Below are 22,590 nucleotides of genomic sequence, written 5' to 3' on the forward strand. Positions count from 1 at the left end.
AGTGTTTTCCGACCTGTGGGCTGTCATGAAAACGGGATAATGTCCTCTCCTATGCAAATGTTGGCGAAAATCATGAACTGGATGATGCGGCTCATCGGCTACGGCCTTGGCGCAGCGATCATCCTTGCCGTGATTGCGCTGGCGATCTTCGGCTTCACCTCCTTCGGCGCTCGCATCATCACCGAAAACGTCGCTTCCGCCCTTTCCAATCGCGATATGACGATATCGGTGCGCGAACCGGAAGGCTTGCTGACCGGCGGGCTGCGCGCAGCCGAGATCACGCTGTCGGATACGCGCGGCACGTTCGCGGAAATCCGCGGCATCGCCATCGACTGGAATCCTCTGGCGCTGTTGACCGGCACCTTCCACGCCAAGCAGGTCTCGGTCGCGTCCATCGACGTGCGCCGCAGGCCGGTACGGACCCTGCCCTCCAGGTTGGCGACACCGGAGGAGCAGAGTTCGGGTGGCTTCCGTCTTCCGTTGAAGATCGATATCGAACATCTCGCCCTGCCCGACATTTCTCTGGCAGAGCCGCTAACGGGTCGCGCCTTCTCGCTTGCCGCTGCAGGCAGCCTGAAAGCCGACAGCGACGGCGGAGAAGCGATGATCAACGTCAACCGCCATCAGGTTCCCGACGCGAAACTTTCCGCCGACGTCGCCTTTACCCCGGCAAACAGCCGGCTACGGCTGAATGCCCAGCTTTCCGAACCGCAGGGTGGCCTGCTTGCCGGCTTCCTCGGCCTACCCGGCAGCCCCGCTGTCAATATCGCACTCAACGGCGAAGGCCCGATTTCTGACTGGAACGGCAAGCTGCAGGCCGCGCTAGACGGCCAGCAACGTGCCTCGCTGGAAGGCAAGCACGCGATTACGCCGGACGGCCTGCATCATCTGGATCTCAAGGGCGGCGGTGATGTGAGTTCGCTGCTTCCCATGGCGTTCCGGCCGCTCTTTGCAGGCCAGACGAATATCGATGTATCCGCGACCTTCGACGATCACGGCAAGATCGATATCCAGACCGGCAATCTCGCGACCGGCAGCGTCGTCATYGCCGCCTCCGGCACGCTGGATCCTGCCGGCAACAACAGCCTGAACGCCAATGTGCTCGGCACCTCGGGTCCGGTCGACTTCCGCTGGCCGCTCGCCGATGGCGAAGCACGCTCCATGATTTCGGGCCTTAATCTGGCGATGACGGGGCAGGCCCAGGCCGTTCGCATCAACGTCAGCGGATCGCTGGATTCCGTCACGATGCCACAGGCCGATATCCGCAATGTCAAGCTGACGGCCAAGAGCGATGCCTTCAATCTCGCCAATGGTGCCGGCGATATCCAGCTACGCCTCGTTGCGGGTGACGCCACCTTCACCGAGCCCAACCTTAACCGCGCCGTTCGGGGTCCAATCACACTTGTCGCGCCGCTTCAGATTTCGCGCAACGGCATCGGCTTCAACGGCACGACCGTTGAAAGCGCCAATATCGGCGCMGATCTCAACGGCTCTTATCGCCTGGCCGACAATACGCTGACCGGCAATGCTAAATTTACTGTCCAGCCCGCCGCCTTGCCGCCGGGCGTCGCCGAAAAGTTCGATGCACCGATCAATCTCGAAACCCAGATTGCAGGCACGATCCCCTCCAAGGTGACGCTGTCGAACATTACGGTCAAATCGCCGACCATCGAGGCGGGCGGCAATGTCGCCCTCGAAGACGACGTACTGACGGCAGATCTCGCCGGCAAGCTTCCCGATATCGGCAGGCTGCTGTCAGGCACGAGTGGGGAAGCGGACTACAGCGTCAAGGCAAGCGGCACGCTTCCAGCACTTGCGCTCACCGCCAATGTGAAAGCCACCAGCCTGCAGATGGCCGATCGCAAGGTCGACGATCTCAACATCGATCTGACAGGCTCGGCCGATCCTGCCGCTCCGCAGGGCCGCATCGCCGCGACCGGCACGATAGATGGTCAGCCAATCGGCATCAATGGCGACGTCAAATCCGAAAACGGAACGATTTCCATCCCCGCGCTGACAGCCGATGTCGGCAGCAATCGTCTGGCGGGTAACCTCACGCTTTCGTCAGGCATGACGCCCACGGGTGCGCTGACCTTCGACTTCCCTGATATAAGCCTGCTTGCCGCTCTCGGCGGCCAGAAGGCGGGCGGCGACCTCAAAGGCTCCGTCGATATCACCGGCAATGACGGCAAGATCGCGCTCAAGGTCGTCGCCAACGGCAGCGGTATTCACCGTGATACGCTGACGATCACCAAACCGACGATCGACGTGACCGTCAGCGACATCAAGGCTTTTGCAGCCAATGGCACCATACGGGCTGACGAGTTCGGCGTCGGGACCAACAAGCTCACCGGCATTGCGCTCGATTTCGTCCAGCAGCAGACCCGCACCGACTTCAACCTCGATGCGGGATACGACGGCAATCCCCTGCAGGCGGCCGGCAATGTGCAATCCGCAGGCGGCATGATTGATCTCAGCCTCGACCGCTTCGTCGCGCGCCCACGCGATATTCCAGTCGAACTGGCGTTGCCCGCGCAGATCAACGTCACCAAGGGAGTTGCCAGCCTGAACGGACTGACGGTCAAAACCGGCAGCGGCTCGGTATCCGTCACCGGTTCTGCTGGTGAGACATTGAAGATCGATGCCGTCATCACCGACTTGCCGGCAAGCCTTGCCAACAGTTTCGTGCCTAATCTTTCCGCCGACGGCACCATTTCCGGAACGGTCGGCGTGACCGGAACACCGGCCGTACCCACCGTCAACTTCAAGCTCGACTGGAAGGATGCGGCCACTAGCCATACCAAGGGCGCCGGCATCGCACCTCTCGGCATCGCGACATCAGGCACTTTCGCAGACAACAAGCTGAACTTCGATGGCAATATCACGGGTGCCGATGGTCTTTCCCTGAAAGCTGCGGGTGATGTCGGTCTGGCGGCGCCGAATGCCCCGACACTCAATGTGAAAGCCGATATCGTCAGCCTGCCGGCAAAGATCGCCAATGGCTTCGTCCCCGATCTTGCGGCCGAGGGCACGGTTTCAGGAACGATCGCCGCGTCGGGCACGCCGGCTGCACCATCAGCCGATTTCAAGCTGAACTGGAAAAATGCCGCGACGAGCCAGACAAAGAGTGCCAAGCTTATCGGTCTGTCCCTTAATGCATCCGGCAGGTTTGCGGATAACAAGCTCGATTTCGATACGGCGCTCACCGGCAAGGGCGGGCTATCGCTGAAAGCGCTCGGCAACGTCGCGATTTCAGGCGCCACAATCGGCAACATCAAGGTGAATGCCGATCTGGCGAACGTGCCTGCTGGCATTGCCAACGGCTTCGTGAAAGATCTCGACGCCGACGGAGCGATATCGGGCACCGTCTCCGCAACCGGCACGCCGGCAGCACCAGCTGCAGATTTCAAGCTAACCTGGCAGGACGCCACGACGCGGCACACTAAGACCGCGGGTTTGACCGGGCTGGACCTCACAGCAAACGGCCATTTTGCTGAACAGAAACTCGATTTCGATGCGAACCTCGCCGGACCGAAGGCCCTCTCGCTGAAAGCGACGGGCAATGTGGAGCTCTCTGGAGCGGATGTCCGCAATATCGAGGTCGATGCCGAGCTCGCCAATCTTCCTGCGGGCCTTGCCAACGGCTTCGTTCCCGATCTCGGCGCCGAGGGCAAGATTTCCGGCAAGGCATCCGCCTCCGGCTCGCTGCCCACACCATCAGTCACCTTCGATCTTGCCTGGGCGAATGCCGCAACACGCCAGACGAAGAGCAACGGGCTCACCGGCCTCTCCGTCAAGGCCACCGGCAAATATGAAAATAACAGGGTCGATTTCGATGCTAATCTCGGCAGTGACAACGGCGCACTTCTGAAGGCAAATGGCGGCGTGACGATAGACGGCACGACAATTCGCGATCTCGCAGTCAATGCCGACATTGCGGGCCTGCCGGCAAATATTGCCAACGGCTTCGTGCCCGGTCTCGGCGCCGAAGGCACGATCTCAGGCACCGCCGTCACCTCAGGCACACCGACGGAGCCGGTGGTCGATTTCAGGCTCGACTGGATGAACGCGGCAACGCGCCATACTAAGACCGCCGGCCTCTCGGGCCTGGCAATCGCTGCTTCCGGCAAATATGTCAGTGACCGACTGGATTTCGATGCCAATCTGAATGGCAAGGGCGGCGTCTCGCTAAAGGCCACCGGCAATCTTGCGCTCACCGGCACCACGATCCAGGGCATCGATGCAAAAGCCGATATAACCAACCTGCCAGCGGCCGTCGCCAACGGTTTCGTTCCGGACCTTGGAGCCGAGGGCACCATCACGGCATCGGCGACTGCCTCAGGTTCGCTCACCGCACCCTCCGCCGATTTCAAGATCGACTGGAAAAACGCGGGAACGAAACACACCAAGACCGCCGGCCTCTCTGGCCTGACACTCGCCGCTTCGGGCAAACTCGGCAAAGACCGGCTGGATTTTGACGCCGATCTCAACGGCAACGGCGGCGTCTCGCTGAAGGCGGTGGGCAATCTGGAAATATCGGGCACGACCATCAAAGGCGTCGACGTCAAGGCCGATGTCGCCAACCTGCCGGCGGCCGTCGCCAATGGCTTTGTCCCGAATCTGGGTGCGGCAGGCGCCATCTCGGCAACCGCCACTGCCTCGGGATCGCTTCCCCTTCCCTCGGTCGATTTCAAGGTCGACTGGAAGAATGCAGAAACGAGCCATACGAGGGGCGCCGGCCTCGCCCCGCTCACTATCGGCGCAAGCGGCAAGCTGGCCGACAACCGCCTGACGCTCGACACCAGTCTCGCCGGAGACGGCGGACTTTCGCTGAAGGGTGGCGGCAACCTCGCGATGACAGGCAACCGTGCCATGTCGATGCGTTTCAACGGCAGCGTTCCTTTCGCCGTTCTCGGCGCACAGCTCGCCCAGCAGGGTCTCGTTGCCGAAGGCGTCGCCAATGTGAATCTGGAAGTGAGCGGCACAACAGCTGTGCCTGTCATCAACGGGACGGTCACGACGGATGGCGCAAAGCTGATCGACGTGCGCCGCAATCTCGCCCTCGAAGGCCTCGGCGCGACCATTACCTTCAACGGCCAGCAGGCCGTCATTTCCCGCTTGAACGGCAGACTGGCAAGCGGCGGCTCGATCTCGGCGAGCGGTTCGGTTGGCATCAGCGGCAGTTTCCCCGCCGATCTTTCCATCCGTCTGGATCATGCGGTCTATGTCGACGGCACGCTGGTTGTCGCGACAGTGGACGGCACACTCGGCCTCAGGGGGCCGCTGCTTTCCAATCCCACGCTGAACGGCAAGCTTGACATCGAGAAGGCCTCGATCACCGTGCCGGAGAGGCTGCCGACATCGCTGCGTGAGATCGATATCCGCCATATCCATGCGCCACCTGCCGTGCTCGCCCAACTCAAGAACAATGGGCAGCAGCAGCCGCGGGAGAAATCTTCGACCATCATGCTGGATATCCAGCTCGATGCACCCTCTCAGATCTTCGTGCGCGGCCGTGGCATCGATGCCGAAGTCGGCGGTAACATTACGATCCGCGGCTCGGCTGCCGCGCCCGAAGTCGCAGGCGCCTTCACGATGCGCCGCGGCCGTCTGACGATCCTCAACCGCCGTCTCGATTTCTCCGATCGTAGCCGCATCACCTTTGCCGGCGACCTGACGCCTGCCCTCGATATGGAGGCGACTTCCACAACGGGCACGACGACGCTCACGGTGGATGTAGCAGGCCTCGCGACCGATCCTGCCATCACTTTTTCGTCCTCTCCCGCACTGCCACAGGACGAGGTGCTGGCCCAGCTCATCTTCGGCCAGTCCATGTCGCGCCTGTCGCCGGTACAGATCGCCCAGCTGGCCGACGCCGTCAGCCAGCTGGCCGGCAATCGCTCAACCTCACTCTTCGAAGRCTTACGCAACCAGCTTGGTGTCGATGACCTCGACATCAGCACGGATGAGAAGGGCCAGACGAGCGTCAGCGTTGGCCGCTATCTCAACGAACGGACCTATTTCGAACTGCAGCAGGGCGGGAAAGCCGGCGCCAAGGCAATCATCAATCTCGATGTCGGCCGCGGCGTGAAGCTACGGGGTGCCGCCGGCGGCAATGGTGCAGGTGAAGCCGGCATCGTCTATGAGCATGAATATTGAGGCTAGCCTAGAAACTCGCCTTGCTGGTCTTCAGGAGAATGTTGGTTTCGGTCGAGTTGATGCCGTCGACGAGGCGTATGCGGCGAAGCGTCTCGTCGAAGGAGACGAGGTCGCGGTCTTCGAGCTCCGCGACGAAATCCCATTTTCCGTTGGTGCTGTGAAGCGCGCGCACCTGCGGCAGGCCACGCAGCTGGGCCGCCACCTTGTCGGCCAGCTTGCCGAGCACCTCGATCATGACGATGGCCCGAACGCCGGCCGAACGTGTCTCGTGACCGGTGCGGATGGTGAAGCTGGCAATCGTGCCGTTTTCGACCAGCCGGTCGATGCGTGCGGCAACTGTCGCCCGCGAAGCCCCTGTCATCGCCGCAAGCGACGAGACGGAGATTCGCGAATTGTGCCGAAGCGCGCTCAAAAGCTCGTTATCGAGATCGTCCACGGTTTCACTTTGTCAAATTAGCTTTATCAATCTGCGCAATCATAATCCATTTCTGACATTTTTCCATCTATTTGCCGCCGCCACTTTATCCCACTATCGGCCAAAACAGGCCTCAGAACGGAGCCCTCGGAATGGAAGTACAATCTCGATCTGTCGCTCTTATCGGTGTTCCCCTTGAAGAGGGTTCTGGTCGTAGAGGCGCGGGCATGGGGCCGACTGCATTGCGCATTGCGGGCATCGACAAGGCGCTGACCGATCTCGGCCACACTGCTGTCGACATGGGTGATCTCAGCATTGTCCCGGCCAGGGATCTGCCCAATCATCCGAAAGCGCATAATCTCCGCATCGTCGGCGCCTATACGCGCGCGCTCGAAGCAGCCACCTATGATGCGGCGAAAGCCGGCCACTTCCCGCTGATCCTTGGCGGAGACCACAGCCTTTCCATGGGTAGCGTCTCAGGCATGGCGCGTTTTGCTGCCGAAAAGGGCCGCCCGCTCTTCGTGCTGTGGCTCGACGCCCATTCGGATTTCAATACGCCCGAGACCTCTCCGTCGGGCAATATTCACGGCATGCCCGTCGCCTTCTTCTGCGGTCTGGCGGATTTTGCAGAGATCCTGCCTAAAGAGCGTTCATTCGTCGATCCGAGGAAGATCTTCCAGGTGGGCATCCGCTCGGTCGATGCCTCGGAGCGAGTAGAAATCCGCAAGCATGGCGTCAATGTCTTCGACATGCGCTCGCTCGACGAACAGGRCGTGGCTGTGATCCTCCGCCAGATCCTGGAAACGGTCGAAARGGCAAACGGCCTGCTGCATGTCAGCTTTGACGTCGATTTCCTCGATCCCGATTTTGCGCCGGGCGTTGGCACCACGGTTCCTGGTGGCGCGACCTTCCGGGAAGCACATCTGATCATGGAGATGCTGTCCGACAGCGGGCTCGTCTCTTCGCTCGATCTCGTCGAGCTCAATCCTTTCCTTGATGATCGCGGCAAGAGCGCCCGCATCATGGTGGAGATGACGGCAAGCCTCTTCGGTCGCCGCATCTTCGATCGTCCTACGCGCGCCGCATAAGGGAGAACCGGCCATGAACACCTCGTCGAACCTCATCGCCACGGAACAGCGTCTTGGAGCCAATAACTACAAACCGCTGGATGTGGTGCTGACGCGAGGGGAAGGTGTTCATGTCTGGGATACGGATGGCAAGCGCTACCTCGATTGCCTCTCGGCCTATTCCGCCGTCAATCAGGGCCACTGCCATCCGAAGATCCTTGCCGCCATGGTCGAGCAGGCCGGCCGCCTGACGCTCACCTCGCGCGCCTTTCGCAACGACCAGCTCGCCTATCTCTACGAGGAACTGGCGGCGCTGACCGGCTCCCATAAGATCCTGCCGATGAATTCAGGCGCAGAAGCCGTCGAGACCGCCATCAAGGCGGTTCGCAAGTGGGGTTACGAGGTGAAGGGCGTGCCGGAAGGCCAGGCGGAGATCATCGTCTGTGCCAATAATTTTCATGGCCGTACGCTGAGCATCATCAGCTTTTCCACCGATCCTGACGCCCGCACTGGCTTTGGGCCCTATACGCCCGGTTTCCGCGTCATTCCCTTCGGCGATGCCGAAGCCTTTGCGGCAGCGATCAATGCCAATACGGTCGCAGCACTGATCGAGCCGATCCAGGGCGAAGCCGGTGTCATCATTCCGCCTGCCGGCTACTTCACCCGCGTGCGCGAACTCTGCACGGCAAACAACGTCACACTCATCCTCGACGAGATCCAGACCGGCCTCGGCCGCACTGGCAAGCTACTGGCCGAGGAGCATGAGGGCATCGAAGCCGACGTCACGCTGATCGGTAAGGCGCTTTCGGGCGGCTTCTATCCGGTCTCCGCCGTTCTTTCGAATTCGGAAGTCCTGGGCGTGCTCAAGCCTGGCCAGCACGGCTCGACCTTCGGCGGCAATCCGCTTGCCTGTGCGGTCGCCCGCGCGGCCCTGAAGGTGCTGACCGAAGAAGGAATGATCGAGAATGCCGAAACGATGGGCGACTATTTCCTCGACGGTCTGCGCTCCATCCGCTCCAACATCGTCAAGGACGTGCGCGGCCGTGGCCTGATGCTGGCTGTCGAATTGGAGCCAGAGGCCGGTGGCGCCCGGCAATATTGCTATGCACTGAAGGATCGCGGTCTCCTCGCCAAGGACACGCACGACCACACGATTCGCTTCGCGCCGCCGCTGGTCATCACCAGGGAACAGGTCGATTGGGCGATCTCGCAAATTGAAAGAACAATAACCTAAAGTAAAGTTGGCGATTATCGTTGCAACCGGTACTAATTACTTTCAGGTAAAACCGGATTTTATCTGCCAAAATCCATGGGAAAACTATCAAAAACCGATCCTAAATGGATTTGGTTACTCATTTTTAATCAATAAAATTATATTTAATTGATGCGATTAGAGCTTGGTCCCGCATCTTAGGAGCCAACGAGCGGGATTCACGAATGAATTGAGCCGATCCGCCGCGTTTGCGAGGCAGGAGGGACTTTCAAGTATTGTCGGATATACTGCAGTCTTACTGCGGTTCCGTCATACCCGAAATCCGAACCATTCTCTGAGAATCGGCTGGTTGCCATCACACATCGGGGGATTGGAATGTCATTGTTTTCGCTGGGTGCGACGCCGGATTCACGTGCAATCGTCACAGCTCTCATGAAATCGCAGGCGACGATTGAATTCGACCTGCAAGGAAAGATCCTGAACGCAAACGAGAATTTCTGCCGTGCGCTGGGCTACAAGATCGGCGACATTGTCGGCAAGCATCACAGCATCTTCTGCGAGCCGGATTATGTCGCCTCCCCGGCCTACCGGGAGTTCTGGCAGAAGCTTGGCAGGGGCGAATTCGACGCCGGTGAATACAAGCGCATCGGCAAGGACGGACGCGAGGTCTGGATCCAGGCTAGCTATAACCCGCTGATGTCGGGCGGCAAACCCTACAAGATCGTCAAACTGGCAAGCGACGTGACCGCCGCCAAGCTGAAAGCCGCCGATGCCGAAGGCAAGATCGCTGCCCTCTCGCGGGCTCAGGCCGTCATCGAATTTACGCCGGACGGCGAGATCCTGCAGGCGAACGACAATTTCCTCGCGGTCATGGGCTACCGGCAGGAGGAGATCCGCGGCAAGCACCACAGCATATTCTGCGAGCCGGCCTATGTGCGCTCCGAAGCCTATGCGCAATTCTGGAAGAAGCTTGCCGCCGGCCAGTTCGTCGCCGAGGAATTCATGCGCATCGGCAAGGGCGGCAAAGTCGTCTGGATCCAGGCATCCTATAACCCTATCTTTGACATGAGCGGCCGGATCTTCAAGGTCGTCAAATTCGCGACCGACGTCACTGAACGCGTCCGTGCTGTCGATGATCTGGCAACCGGCTTGACCGCGCTCGCCGAGGGCGATCTGACGAAGCGGGTCGAAAATCCTTTCCCGCCCGCGCTGGAGAAGGTCCGCACCGACTTCAATGCCGCGATCGACAGGCTCGGCAGCGCCATGCGCACGGTTCTCCACAATGCCGAGGCGATCGCCAGCGGTGCGCGCGAAACGAAGGAAGCAGCCGACGTGCTGTCCAAACGCACCGAACAGCAGGCCGCAACCGTCGAGGAAACCGCCGCCGCACTCGATGAAATCACCCAGACCGTTGCCGACAGCGCCGGTCGCGCCGCCGAAGCAGGCGGGCTTGTCGCGGAAACGAAGCGCGGCGCGGAACATTCCGGCAGTATCGTCCGTAAGGCGGTCGACGCCATGGGTCAGATCGAGAAATCCTCGCGTGAGATCAGCAATATCATCGGCGTCATCGACGAGATCGCCTTCCAGACCAACCTGCTGGCGCTGAACGCGGGCGTCGAGGCAGCCCGCGCCGGCGAGGCGGGCAAGGGTTTTGCAGTCGTCGCCCAGGAGGTGCGCGAACTCGCACAGCGCTCGGCCAGCGCCGCCAAGGAGATCAAGGCGCTCATTACTGCTTCCTCGGAGCACGTGAAAAGCGGCGTCGACCTTGTCGGCCAGACCGGCCAGGCACTGGAACGGATCGTCAGCCAGGTCGGCAATATCGACGTCAACGTCACGGCGATCGTCGAGTCCTCGCGCGAACAATCGACCGGGCTTGTGGAAATCAACAAGGCCGTCAATATCATGGATCAGGGCACGCAGCAGAATGCCGCCATGGTGGAGGAGACGACAGCGGCAAGCGCCCGACTTTCGTCCGAGACTGAAAACCTTCGCAATCTCGTCTCACAGTTTAGATTTGGGCAACACTCTTACGCTAATGTTGTCGATAACCGTAACGATGCTTCGCCAAGTGCAAAGCCATCGCGTGGTGTGAAGGCAAAGCTCGTCCGCGCCAATGGTGGCGCATCCGCTTCTGCCCTGGCTTATGACAGTTGGGAAGAATTCTAATGGCCACGATCAACTCTACTAGCTTCAGCGGCGACACGCTCGAAATCATTGCCTTCCGCCTGCACGATCAGGAATTCTGCGTGAAGACCACGACCATCCGCGAAATCCGCGGCTGGGCGCCGTCAACGCCGATCCCCCACTCTCCGGCAGATGTCATCGGTGTCATGAACCTGCGCGGTTCGGTAATCCCGATTATCGACCTCGCCTACAAACTCGGCATGAAGGGCACCGTCGCCAACGAGCGTAGCGCCATCGTCGTCGCCGAAGTGCACAGTATGGTCATCGGCATGCTGGTCGACCGCGTTTCCGACATCCTGACAATCTCTTCCAGTCAGGTACAGCCGGTTCCGGAAGTGACCGCTTCCTTCGACCGCGCTTTCTGCGAAGGCATCATCGCTTCCGAAAACGGCATGATCTGCTTCCTGAACCTCGCAAAGATGTTCAAGGAGAACGAGACGGACGAGTTGGCCGCCTGATCGCCGCATAGAATGGCATAATGAAGAACCGCCCTCACAGGGCGGTTTTTTATTGTTCGGGCTTCCTGTACATGCCTGCGGTATAATTTTTCATCCATAAATACATATTTATTAGCACAAACTTCTATACCTAATATTTACCGTCTCCTAATTATCATTGGTTGTGAAGCATCAACCGTACACGATTTCTGATAGGCGAGAAATTAGAGCCGTTGCCCGGCTATCTTTTTTCGCGCCGCAAGCCTGTGCCTGTTTGGTCTTCGGTTTCAAGGGGCTGGGCGCAACCCATGCGCTCCCATTAGGAGGGGACGGGAATGTTTGGTTTAGCATCCGATTCGAAATACATTCTTGAGGCCATTTCCAAATCGCAGGCAATCATCGAATTCGACCTGACCGGAAATGTACTGACCGCGAATGAGAATTTCTGCAGGGCACTCGGTTACAGTCTGAACGAAATTGCCGGCAAGCATCACGGCATGTTTTGCGATCCAGCCTATACGGCAACCTCGGCTTATCGCGACTTCTGGGCCCGCCTGGGTCGTGGCGAATACGATGCCGGTGCCTATAAGCGCCTTGCGAAGGGCGGCCGCGAAATCTGGATCCAGGCGACCTACAACGCCGTCTTCAAGCATGGCAAGCCTTTCAAGGTGGTGAAATTTGCCTCCGACATTACCGAGGCAAAGAGGCGCGCCGTCGAGGATGCCGGTAAACTCGATGCCATCTCGCGCTCGCAGGCGGTGATCGAGTTCACCCCCACTGGCGAAATCCTCACGGCCAATCAGAACTTCTGCAATGGCCTCGGTTACTCGTTATCCGAGATCGTTGGCAAGCATCACAGCATGTTCTGCGATCCAGCCTATGCCCGCAGCGACGAATACAAGCAATTCTGGCCGCGGCTGGCAAAGGGTGAATTCATCGCCAACGAATTCGTCCGCTACGGCAAGGGCGGCAGGGAGATATGGATCCAGGCCGCCTACAATCCGATCGCAGATGCGGATGGCCGGATCTACAAGGTCGTGAAATTCGCAACCGACGTGACACAGCGCATGAGCGCGATTTCCCTTCTTGGCACTGCGCTGCGCCAGCTTTCCGAAGGCGATCTGACACGGACCCTGGACTCGGCATTCGTGCCTTCGATGGAGCAATTGCGCCACGACTTCAACACGACGATCGACAGGCTCTCCGAGACGCTGAAGACGATTGGCGAGAACACCACTGCGATCGCCGATAGTTCTCGCGAGATCGGTTCTTCTGCCGACTCCTTTTCCAAACGCACGGAACAGCAGGCCGCTTCCATCGAGGAAACCGCAGCAGCGCTCGAGGAGATCACAACCACAGTCAACGATTCCAGCCAACGCGCCGGCGAGGCCGGTCGCCTTGTCGCCCAGACGAAGCACAGCGCGGAGCAATCCGGCACCGTCGTACGCAAGGCAGTCTCGGCCATGGATCAGATCGAGCAGTCCTCCCGCGAGATTACCAACATCATCGGCGTGATCGATGACATCGCCTTCCAGACCAACCTCCTGGCGCTGAACGCGGGTGTCGAAGCCGCCCGTGCCGGTGAAGCCGGCAAGGGTTTTGCCGTTGTCGCCCAGGAGGTCCGTGAACTCGCGCAGCGATCGGCAAGCGCTGCAAAAGAGATCAAGGCGCTGATCAATACATCGAGCGAACTGGTGAAAAACGGCGTCGAGCTGGTGGGCCAGACTGGTAAAGCGCTGGAAGAAATCGTCGTTCAGGTCGCCAACATCAATTCAAACGTCGCAGCCATCGTCGAAGGCTCGAAGGAACAGGCAACTGGTCTCAAGGAGATCAATCAGGCCGTCAACACCATGGATCAGTCGACGCAGCAAAACGCTGCCATGGTAGAGGAAAKCACGGCGGCCAGTCATAACCTCGCTGTGGAAGCCGATGCACTTCGCACCCTGCTCACACAATTCAAGCTCCCCGGCGGAAATATCGCGGCCAGGCAACATGCAAAACCGGCCAGTTCCCCGACGTTGCATCTTGTTTCCCGTGTCGCCAGGGCTCACGGTGCAGCAGCACCGGCTGCCGAAAGCTGGGAAGAATTCTAGACCAGGCTTGTTCAACCGTCTCTTGCCATCTGGGAAGGGCAGCGTGAGCTTTTCATAGCGCCGCCCATTGGCCTCGGTATGAACGCTTCGGCGGATGGCCCGGTGGCGACGCCAGTCTCGTCAGCCCTGCAGATGGTTCTTGCGGTGAATTGATCCTTCAAGAATCGGGCGGGGAAGCATGCCTCCCGCCCGATATCATCCGACTGCAGTTCTCCCGCGCTCCCGCAAGGAGATCTTTTTAACCGAACAATGCCAATGTTGCCTTCAACGTCACCCAGACGCCCCAGAGCAAGGGAATGCCGACCACCGCCCAGGCAAGCGCCGCCTTGGCGTCGAGACCACCCGTGCCGATGCCGAATGAGCCGATGGGACCAGCATTGGCCGCAGCGCTCTTCGCCTGAAGCGCGGCGACTTCCCCATCCGACATGAACCATTTGTCGGAGAGCGGCCGGACGAAGGCATTGGCAATCAAACCGAGCGCCAGCATGCAGGCAAGGATATACATCGTCCCTGTATATAGCGCCGGTCCGGGCGCCACGCCGGCAGCGATCTGCGCTTCGCGGATATAGTTGACGACGACAGGGCCGACGATGCCGGCTGTTGCCCATGCCGTCAGCAGACGGCCGTGGATGGCCCCGACGAACTGCGTGCCGAAAATATCTGCAAGATAAGCCGGGATGGTGGCGAAGCCGCCGCCATACATTGACAGGATGATGCCGAAGGCAAGCACGAAGAGGGCCTTGTTGCCCATATCCGCCAGTGTCGGAGCGGCAGCATAGAGCAGGATGCCCAGGATGAAGAACGTATAATAGGTGTTCTTGCGGCCGATCTTGTCTGACAGAGAGGCCCAGAAGAATCGGCCGCCTATGTTGAAGAGGGACAGCAGACCGGCAAAGCCGGCAGCAATGGTCGCAATCGACGCCTTCTGGCCGGCATCGAGCTGTGCAAAGCCGACATCCGGCAGGCCGATAAGCGAACCAGCGAAGATTTCCTGCAGCATCGGCGAAGCCATGCCGATAACGCCGATACCGGCTGACACGTTGAGGCAAAGCACCGCCCAGATGAGCCAGAACTGCTTCGTCTTGTGTGCATTGCGCAGATGCACGTGTTTGGTGGTGATCATCGTGCTTTTGGCGGCAGGCGGCGTCCAGCCTTCCGGGCGCCAGCCGGCCGGCGGGATGCGGTAGCCGAAGGCGCCGCCGATCATGAAGACGAAATAGATGGCCGCCATGACGATGAAGGTCTGCCAGACGCCGACGGACGTATCCGTCTTGAAGCTGTTCATCAGGAGGTTGGCCAGCGGGGCACCGATCATTGCACCGCCACCGAAGCCCATGATCGCCATGCCGGTCGCCATGCCACGCCGATCCGGGAACCATTTGATGAGCGTCGACACCGGCGAGATGTAACCGAGACCGAGACCGATTCCGCCGATCACGCCCGCACCGACCCACATGATCCAGAGCTGATGAGAAAAGACACCGAAAGCGGCGATGACGATGCCGCCGCACCAGCAGCACGCCGAAACGACACCGGCCTTGCGCGGGCCCACCCGCTCCAGCCAGCCACCCCAGATCGCAGCGGACGATCCGAGCAGCACGAAGAACAGCGTATAGATCCAGCCGAGATCGGCAACACGCCAGTCGCAGCTGGTGGTGAACAGTGCCGAAACAAGCGTCAGGTCCGGGCAGGCGGTCGATGCCGTGATGCCGAGGGATTTCGAGAGTGGCAGCCAGAACACGCTGAAGCCATAGGCCATGCCGATGCAAAGATGGATGGCAAGTGCGGCCGGCGGCACGAGCCACCGATTGAAACCGGGCCTTGCGATAATCCTTTCGCGATCCAGCAGGCCCGTGCCCGCCAGGATGCCGCCTGAACTTGTATCCGCTGCAGTCATGAACAACTCCTCCTTGATTCAGACTTTGCTGTCATGGGCGCATGCGCAGGCGAGTTGACCCCGCCTCCCCTCTTTCATACGCCGATGTTGGTTTATCGAAGCGGCTGTTCTGCCGGTTCCGGTTTGCGGATCAGGGGCATGGCCTGCAGCACGAGTGCGTCGAGGCCGTTATCTTCCTTTTCCAGAATTTCAAACAATTGCCGCCGCATGCGCGGCTCCCAAAATTTGTTGATATGCGTGGCGACCCCCTGCGCAGCCTCGCTTTCAGGCTGGGTCTTGAAGAAGGTTGCGATCTGGTTTGCCATGTAGACGAGCTTGGTCTTGGTATCATGCGACATCGGCGATACTTCCGGGCGAAAGGCGATGCGGGTGGGTGAAAATCTCAAAATCCTCGCCACGCACCAGAGCGATCAGCGTCATCCCGGCTTCCTCGGCCGTACGGATGGCAAGTGCCGTTGGCGCGGAAATGGCGATCAGGACGGGCGCGCCGAGGATTGCCGACTTCTGAACCATTTCGACGGACAGTCGGCTGGTGACGGCGACAGCGCCGGAAGCCCCTTTTTCACCGGCTCTGATAACTGCGCCGCATAGCTTGTCGAGCGCATTGTGCCGGCCGACATCCTCGCGCACGGCGATCAACCCCTTGCCGGGGATGTAGAAGCCGGCCCCATGAACCGCTCGAGTCTCACGATGCAGCGGTTGGGACTCGTTGAGCAGCGCGATCGCCTTGATGATATCGGCATGCGAAAGCGGCAGCTCAGCCTGGGAAACGTCGGGAACCGTGCGAACCGCCTGCTCGATCGACTCGAGACCACAGAGGCCGCAACCCACAGGTCCCGCCATGCTACGACGCCGCGCCCTCAACGCATCCTCGACATCGTCGAGAAGCGTCACCTGAACATCGATACCTTTCTCATCCTCGACGATATCGATACTTGCGACCTGGCTGCGATCGGTAATGATGCCTTCCGTCAGGCTGAAGCCGACGGCAAAATCCTCGAGATCGTCAGGCGTGCCCATCATGACCGCATGCGAACTGCCACCATAGGAAAAGGCGATCGGCACCTCCTCCGGCACGATACGCTCGCCCCGCATCATGACACCACCCTTCCGGGCGACCTCCTTGACGGCTACACGAGTAGACCTTTCCGTCATTACTCGGCAGCCTCCATCTTGCCGGCGATGCGGCGGGACTGGCGAGCCTGCTCGTCATATTCGATCTGCCAGTCGGACGGACCATTAGAGGGCGAGACCTGCACTGCAGTGACCTTGTATTCCGGGCAGTTTGTCGCCCAGTCGGAGAAGTCTGTCGTGATGACGTTGGCCTGCGTGTCCGGATGATGAAAGGTCGTGTAGACGACGCCGGGTGCTACCCGGTCGGTAATCAACGCACGAAGTGTCGTGTCGCCGGAGCGGCTGCCGAGCTTTACCCAATCGCCATCGCGGATACCGCGCTGTTCGGCATCATGCGGATGGATTTCCAGCCGATCTTCGGAATGCCAGACCACATTGTCGGTACGGCGCGTCTGCGCCCCGACATTGTACTGGCTCAGGATACGGCCGGTGGTGAGAAGCAACGGGAAGCGCGGGCCAGTGCGCTCATCCGTTGCCACATATTCCGTGCGGATAAACTTGCCCTTGCCGCGCACGAACCCATCAACATGCATGATCGGCGAGCCGAGCGGGTGCGTCTCGTTGCAAGGCCACTGAACCGAGCCCATCTTTTCAAGATAATCATAGGAAACGGACGCGAAACTCGGCGTCGTCGCAGCAATCTCGTCCATGATCTCGGATGGATGCGCATAGTGCCAGTCAAGGCCCATGGCCTGAGCGAGCTTCTGCGTCACTTCCCAGTCGGCATAGCCGTTGCGCGGCGTCATGACCTTGCGCACGCGGTTGATGCGGCGCTCGGCATTGGTGAATGTGCCGTCCTTTTCCAGGAAGGTCGAGCCGGGCAGGAACACATGCGCGTAGTTCGCCGTCTCGTTCAGGAAGAGATCCTGCACGACGACGCATTCCATGGCCGCAAGACCGGCAGCGACATGCTTGGTATCCGGATCTGACTGGAGAATGTCCTCGCCCTGGATATAGAGGCCCTTGAAGGAACCATCGACGGCGGCATCCAGCATATTCGGAATGCGCAGGCCAGGCTCGTTGTTAAGCTTCACACCCCAGAGCTTTTCGAAGATATCGCGCGTCGCATCGTCGGAGATGTGACGATAGCCGGGAAGCTCGTGCGGGAAGGAGCCCATGTCGCAGGAGCCCTGCACATTGTTCTGGCCACGCAGCGGATTCACGCCGACGCCGGGGCGGCCGATATTGCCGGTTGCCATGGCGAGGTTGGCGATCGCCATCACGGTCGTCGAGCCCTGGCTGTGTTCGGTTACGCCGAGGCCGTAATAGATTGCACCATTGCCGCCTGTTGCGAAAAGCCGGGCGGCACCGCGTACGTCTTCCGGCTTCACGCCGGTGAATTTCTCGACGGCTTCCGGGCTGTGCTGCGGTTCCGCGACGAAAGCGGCCCAGTCCTCGAATTCCGACCAGTCGCAGCGCTCTCGGATGAACTTCTCGTCGTAAAGGCCTTCAGTCACAATCACATGCGCCAGCGCCGTCATGACAGCGACATTGGTGCCGGGCTTCAACGGCAGATGGAAGGATGCCTCCACGTGCGGTGAGCGGACGATATCGATGCGGCGCGGATCAATGACGATGAGTTTGGCGCCCTGCCGCAGCCGTTTCTTCAGCCGCGAACCGAACACCGGATGGCCATCGGTCGGATTGGCGCCGATGATGACGACGACATCGGATTGCTCGACGCTGTCAAAATCCTGCGTGCCGGCCGAGGTGCCGAAGGCCTGGCCCAATCCATAACCCGTCGGCGAATGACAGACGCGTGCGCAGGTATCGACATTGTTGTTGCCGAAGCCGGCGCGGATCAGCTTCTGGACGAGATAAGTCTCTTCGTTCGTGCAGCGGGACGAGGTGATGCCGCCAATCGCTTCACGGCCATACTGATACTGGATGCGGCGGAACTCTGAGGCCACATGCGCATAGGCCTCATCCCAGGTCACTTCACGCCAGGGATCCGTCACCTTTTCGCGGATCATCGGATTGAGGATGCGGTCCTTGTGCGTCGAGTACCCATAGGCAAAGCGGCCCTTGACGCAGGAATGGCCGCGGTTTGCCTGGCCATCCTTCCACGGCACCATGCGCACCAGTTCCTCGCCGCGCATTTCCGCCTTGAAGGAGCAGCCGACGCCGCAATAGGCGCAGGTCGTGACGGCTGAATGTTCCGGCTGCCCGATACGGATGACCGATTTTTCCGTCAATGTCGCTGTCGGACAAGCCTGAACGCAAGCGCCGCAAGAGACACATTCCGATTCGACGAACGGCTCATGCGCACCGGACGAAACGCGTGAACCAAACCCGCGTCCTTCGATCGTCAGCGCGAAAGTGCCCTGCACTTCCTCGCAGGCGCGGACGCAGCGGGAGCACACGATGCACTTCGATGGATCATAGGTGAAGTACGGGTTGGACTCGTCCTTCGGCAGCCATTTCAGATTGATCTCGCCATTGTTGCGGGCCTTGACGTGGTTGTCGCCCTCATAACCGTAACGAACATCGCGCAACCCGACGGCGCCTGCCATGTCCTGGAGTTCACAGTCGCCATTGGCCGCGCAGGTCAGACAGTCGAGCGGGTGGTCGGAGATATAGAGCTCCATGACGCCGCGGCGGATATTCTTCAGCCGTTCGGTCTGGGTATGAACTACAATGCCTGAAGCTACCGGCGTGGTGCAGGAGGCAGGCGTACCGTTGCGGCCGTCGATCTCGATGAGACAGAGGCGGCAGGAGCCGAAGGCATCGACCATATCGGTCGCGCAAAGCTTCGGCACCTGAATGCCGGCCTCCATCGAGGCGCGCATGATCGAGGTTCCCTCCGGAACGGTTATCTGGCGGCCGTCGATGGTCAGCGTCACCATCGTTTCGGATTTCGAAGCCGGCGTTCCGTAGTCGATTTCGTGAACAAGAGACATGGTCTATTCCGCCGCTTCAATGAGAGGAGTCGGGGCAAAATCTTCGGGAAAGTGCGTCATGGCGCTCATGACTGGATAGGGCGTGAAACCACCGAGCGCGCAGAGCGAGCCGAACTTCATGGTGTTGCAAAGATCGGCGAGCAGTTCGCGGTTCTTTTCCGGTTCGATGCCCTGGGCGATCCTGTCGGCCGTTTCAACACCCCGTGTCGAGCCGATACGACAGGGCGTACACTTGCCGCAGCTTTCCACCGCACAGAATTCCATCGCAAAGCGCGCCTGCTTCAGCATGTCGGCCGTATCGTCGAAGATGACGAGACCGGCATGGCCGATCAGCCCGTCCCTAGCGGCAAAGGCCTCGTAGTCGAACGGCGTATCGAAAAGCGCCTTCGGGAAATAGGCGCCGAGCGGCCCGCCCACCTGCACCGCCTTCACCGCCCGGCCCGACGCCGTGCCGCCGCCGATCTTTTCGACGATATCGCCGAGCGAAAGGCCGAAGGCAGTTTCATAGAGACCACCATATTTCACATTGCCGGCGATCTGCAGTGGAATGGTGCCACGCGAACGGCCCATGCCGAAATCACGATAGAAGGCAGCTCCCTTGTCCATGATGACGGGTACGGAAGCGAGCGAGATGACGTTGTTGATGACGGTCGGACAGTTAAACAGGCCCTTATGCGCCGGCAGCGGCGGCTTGGCGCGCACGATGCCGCGCTTGCCTTCGAGGCTGTTGAGCAGCGCCGTTTCCTCGCCGCAGACATAGGCGCCCGCACCCGTGCGGATTTCCATGTCGAAGACCTTGCCGGAGCCGAGCACCGAGCTGCCTAGAATCCCGGCCTTGCGGGCGATTTCCACCGCCTCCGTCATCGTGGCGATCGCATGCGGATATTCCGAGCGCGTATAGACGAAGCCTTTCGTGGCACCGGTCGCAAGGCCCGATATCGCCATGCCTTCGATGAGCACGAAGGGATCACCTTCCATGATCATCCGGTCGGCGAAAGTGCCGCTGTCGCCCTCATCTGCATTGCAGACGATGTATTTGCGGGAACCGGCTGCATCGAGCACCGTCTTCCATTTGATGCCGGTCGGAAAGCCCGCGCCGCCGCGACCGCGAAGACCGGAATCGGTGACCTCCTTGACGATATCGGCGGCCTGCATGGAAACCGCACGACGAAGGCCCGCAAAGCCGCCATGGGCTTTATAATCGTCAAGAGAAAGCGGATCGGTAATGCCGCAGCGAGCAAAAGTGAGACGGGTCTGGCCTTTCAGGAACGGGAGGTCCTCGACATCCCCGAGACAGAGCGCATGCGCCCCGCCGTCCATCAATCCCGCGTCGAACAGGCCGGTCACATCCTTCGCCTTGACTGGCCCATAGCCGATCCGCTTACCAGAAAGCTCGATCTCGACCAGCGGTTCCAGCCAGAACATTCCGCGCGAGCCGTTGCGCACGACAATCGCATCGAGGCCGCGGGCTTCGATCTCCTGGGTAATCGCCTTTGCCACCTTCTCGGCCCCGAGCGAGAGCGCTGCGGCATCGCGCGGAACATAAATCTTCACGGTCATCGGCGCGCCTCCTCGACGAGTTCGCCCGCCAGTTCGTCATCAACCCGGCCATGCACTTCGCCATCGAACATGACGGCCGGTGCGCAGGCGCAGAGGCCGAGACAGTATACCGGCTCCAGCGTGACGCTGCCATCAAGGGTCGTCTGATGGAAATCGATACCGAGCATCTGCTTGACGCGCTCGGCCAGCGCGTCCCCGCCCATCGACTGGCAGGCTTCGGCACGACAGAGCTTCAGCACGTGCCGACCGGCGGGATGATCACGATAATCATGATAGAAGGTTACAACGCCGTGGACTTCGGCGCGGGAAAGATTGAGCTCGTCGGCGATAACAGGCAGGGCTTCCTGCGGTATGTAACCGAACTCGCCTTGAACCTGATGCAGAATGGGGAGCAGCGGACCCTCGAGGGGACGAAGATCGGCAACAATCGAGCGGACGCGCTYGGCTATATCGCGCTCAGCGATACGAATGTTCATCAGCAGCCCTCCCTACGGCTTGCGTGTTCAAAAACCGCAAATCCTCCCCATGTCATTGCGATTTCTGGGGAACTGTCTCAGGGAAGTAAGCTGCGATCAATAAAGCAGTCGCGTTGTTCGATAGTTTTTTTCTATCAAAGTTCCGCGTCTTCAACGAGTGTTCTCGCTTCATGCAACAAAGYGGAGACGAGCGGCGTAAAGGGTTCACGATAGGGAGCAACCAGCCCGACGAGATGGTGCGCCTCCGGCTCGATGATGGGGATCATCCGGATCTCCACAGGAAAACCAAATGATTTCGCGACGTTGCGCGGCATGATGCTGGCCCAGCGGCCGGTCCGTACATGCGAAAAAAGCACGATCATCGAGTTCGATTCGAGCGTCGGATGCACCGTCGCGCCGGCTTCCGTCAAATGTCGGTTAATGATGCGCCGGTTCTGCATGTCGGCCGTCAATAGGCAAAGTCGAAGATCGCCCACTTCACGCCATGTCACATCATCGCGATCCGAAAGTGGACTACCAGCGGCAGTGATGAGATTGTAGCGTTCGGCGTAAAGCGGCACCGAGGTAACGCGGCCAAGCGGCTCGTTTTCCAGATAGGTGATGCCAGCATCGATCTCGAGATTTTCGAGCATGCTCAGGACCTGCAGCGAGTTGCGCGAGACGATGGAGAAGGTGACGTCGGGATGCCGTTCCTGAAAGGGCGTAGTGATTCGCGACAGCATGGCGAGCGCTGTCGGAATTGAGGCGAGACGCAGATGACCGGAGAGACCCTTGCGGGCAGCACGCATTTCCTCGCGCATGGTGCGCGTATCGCCGACGATGCGCCGCGCCCATTCCAGCACACGCTGCCCTTCCGGGGTCAATCCCTGGAAACGGGAGCCACGCTGCACCAGCATGACGCCGAGCTGATCCTCGAGCTGGCGGATAGCGGCCGAAAGCGTCGGTTGGGAAACGCCGCATTCCTCCGCAGCACGACCGAAATGTTTCTCGTTGGCGAGTGCAATGAAGAATTCCAGCTTGTCGATCATCCGGCCTCCCTGCCGAATTCGGGATGA

Annotated in this window: 14 protein-coding genes; 6 read left to right on the top strand and 8 right to left on the bottom strand. The window is 60.1% G+C overall.

The window, feature by feature from the left end:
• The first annotated feature begins 51 nt into the window (after positions 1–51).
• On the top strand, positions 52–6,159 hold the full coding sequence (locus AC1D35_RS13620; RefSeq protein WP_477938691.1) for a translocation/assembly module TamB domain-containing protein: 6,108 nt from the start codon (positions 52–54) through the stop codon (positions 6,157–6,159).
• Positions 6,160–6,166: 7 nt separating this feature from the next.
• On the opposite strand, the gene AC1D35_RS13625 is transcribed toward AC1D35_RS13620, so the two are convergent.
• Entirely contained in the window at positions 6,167–6,595 is a 429-nt protein-coding gene (locus tag AC1D35_RS13625) for an Lrp/AsnC family transcriptional regulator (protein WP_113308243.1), read from the bottom strand.
• Between the two features lie 131 nt (positions 6,596–6,726).
• Here AC1D35_RS13625 and rocF point away from each other — a divergent pair, with 131 nt between their 5' ends.
• From rocF to AC1D35_RS13650, 5 genes are all read left to right on the top strand, one after another.
• Complete coding sequence (gene rocF, locus AC1D35_RS13630) at positions 6,727–7,662, top strand: arginase (protein WP_477938692.1); 936 nt, start codon at positions 6,727–6,729, stop codon at positions 7,660–7,662.
• A gap of 13 nt (positions 7,663–7,675) precedes the next feature.
• Entirely contained in the window at positions 7,676–8,875 is a 1,200-nt protein-coding gene (rocD, locus tag AC1D35_RS13635; RefSeq protein ID WP_113299128.1) for an ornithine--oxo-acid transaminase, read from the top strand.
• A gap of 354 nt (positions 8,876–9,229) precedes the next feature.
• Entirely contained in the window at positions 9,230–11,020 is a 1,791-nt protein-coding gene (locus tag AC1D35_RS13640) for a methyl-accepting chemotaxis protein (RefSeq protein ID WP_113308245.1), read from the top strand.
• Entirely contained in the window at positions 11,020–11,496 is a 477-nt protein-coding gene (locus AC1D35_RS13645) for a chemotaxis protein CheW (protein WP_113299130.1), read from the top strand. Before AC1D35_RS13640 ends, AC1D35_RS13645 begins: the two co-directional genes overlap by 1 nt.
• Positions 11,497–11,810: 314 nt before the next feature.
• Positions 11,811–13,568, top strand: a complete 1,758-nt coding sequence (locus AC1D35_RS13650; protein WP_477938693.1) for a methyl-accepting chemotaxis protein — start codon at positions 11,811–11,813, stop codon at positions 13,566–13,568.
• Between the two features lie 238 nt (positions 13,569–13,806).
• Here AC1D35_RS13650 and AC1D35_RS13655 read toward each other — a convergent pair whose 3' ends face one another.
• The 7 genes from AC1D35_RS13655 to AC1D35_RS13685 form a co-directional block, all read right to left on the bottom strand.
• On the bottom strand, positions 13,807–15,465 hold the full coding sequence (locus AC1D35_RS13655) for an OFA family MFS transporter (RefSeq protein WP_113308247.1): 1,659 nt from the start codon (positions 15,463–15,465) through the stop codon (positions 13,807–13,809).
• A gap of 92 nt (positions 15,466–15,557) precedes the next feature.
• On the bottom strand, positions 15,558–15,803 hold the full coding sequence (locus AC1D35_RS13660) for a formate dehydrogenase subunit delta (RefSeq protein WP_113299133.1): 246 nt from the start codon (positions 15,801–15,803) through the stop codon (positions 15,558–15,560).
• Complete coding sequence (fdhD, locus tag AC1D35_RS13665) at positions 15,793–16,620, bottom strand: formate dehydrogenase accessory sulfurtransferase FdhD (protein WP_113308248.1); 828 nt, start codon at positions 16,618–16,620, stop codon at positions 15,793–15,795. Before fdhD ends, AC1D35_RS13660 begins: the two co-directional genes overlap by 11 nt.
• The gene (fdhF, locus tag AC1D35_RS13670; protein WP_113308249.1) at positions 16,620–19,499 is read right to left on the bottom strand and encodes a formate dehydrogenase subunit alpha; all 2,880 of its coding nucleotides are present in this window, start codon (positions 19,497–19,499) and stop codon (positions 16,620–16,622) included. Before fdhF ends, fdhD begins: the two co-directional genes overlap by 1 nt.
• 3 nt (positions 19,500–19,502) lie before the next feature.
• Positions 19,503–21,059, bottom strand: coding sequence for a formate dehydrogenase beta subunit (locus AC1D35_RS13675; protein WP_113308250.1), 1,557 nt, complete (start codon positions 21,057–21,059; stop codon positions 19,503–19,505).
• The gene (locus tag AC1D35_RS13680) at positions 21,056–21,535 is read right to left on the bottom strand and encodes a formate dehydrogenase subunit gamma (protein ID WP_477938694.1); all 480 of its coding nucleotides are present in this window, start codon (positions 21,533–21,535) and stop codon (positions 21,056–21,058) included. The genes AC1D35_RS13675 and AC1D35_RS13680 overlap by 4 nt, the downstream gene beginning before the upstream one ends.
• 134 nt (positions 21,536–21,669) lie before the next feature.
• Positions 21,670–22,563: a LysR family transcriptional regulator gene (locus tag AC1D35_RS13685; RefSeq protein ID WP_477938695.1), complete on the bottom strand. Its 894-nt coding sequence runs from the start codon at positions 22,561–22,563 to the stop codon at positions 21,670–21,672.
• Between the last annotated feature and the right edge of the window lie 27 nt (positions 22,564–22,590).

Source organism: Rhizobium sp. P1_E6 (genome assembly GCF_056405875.1).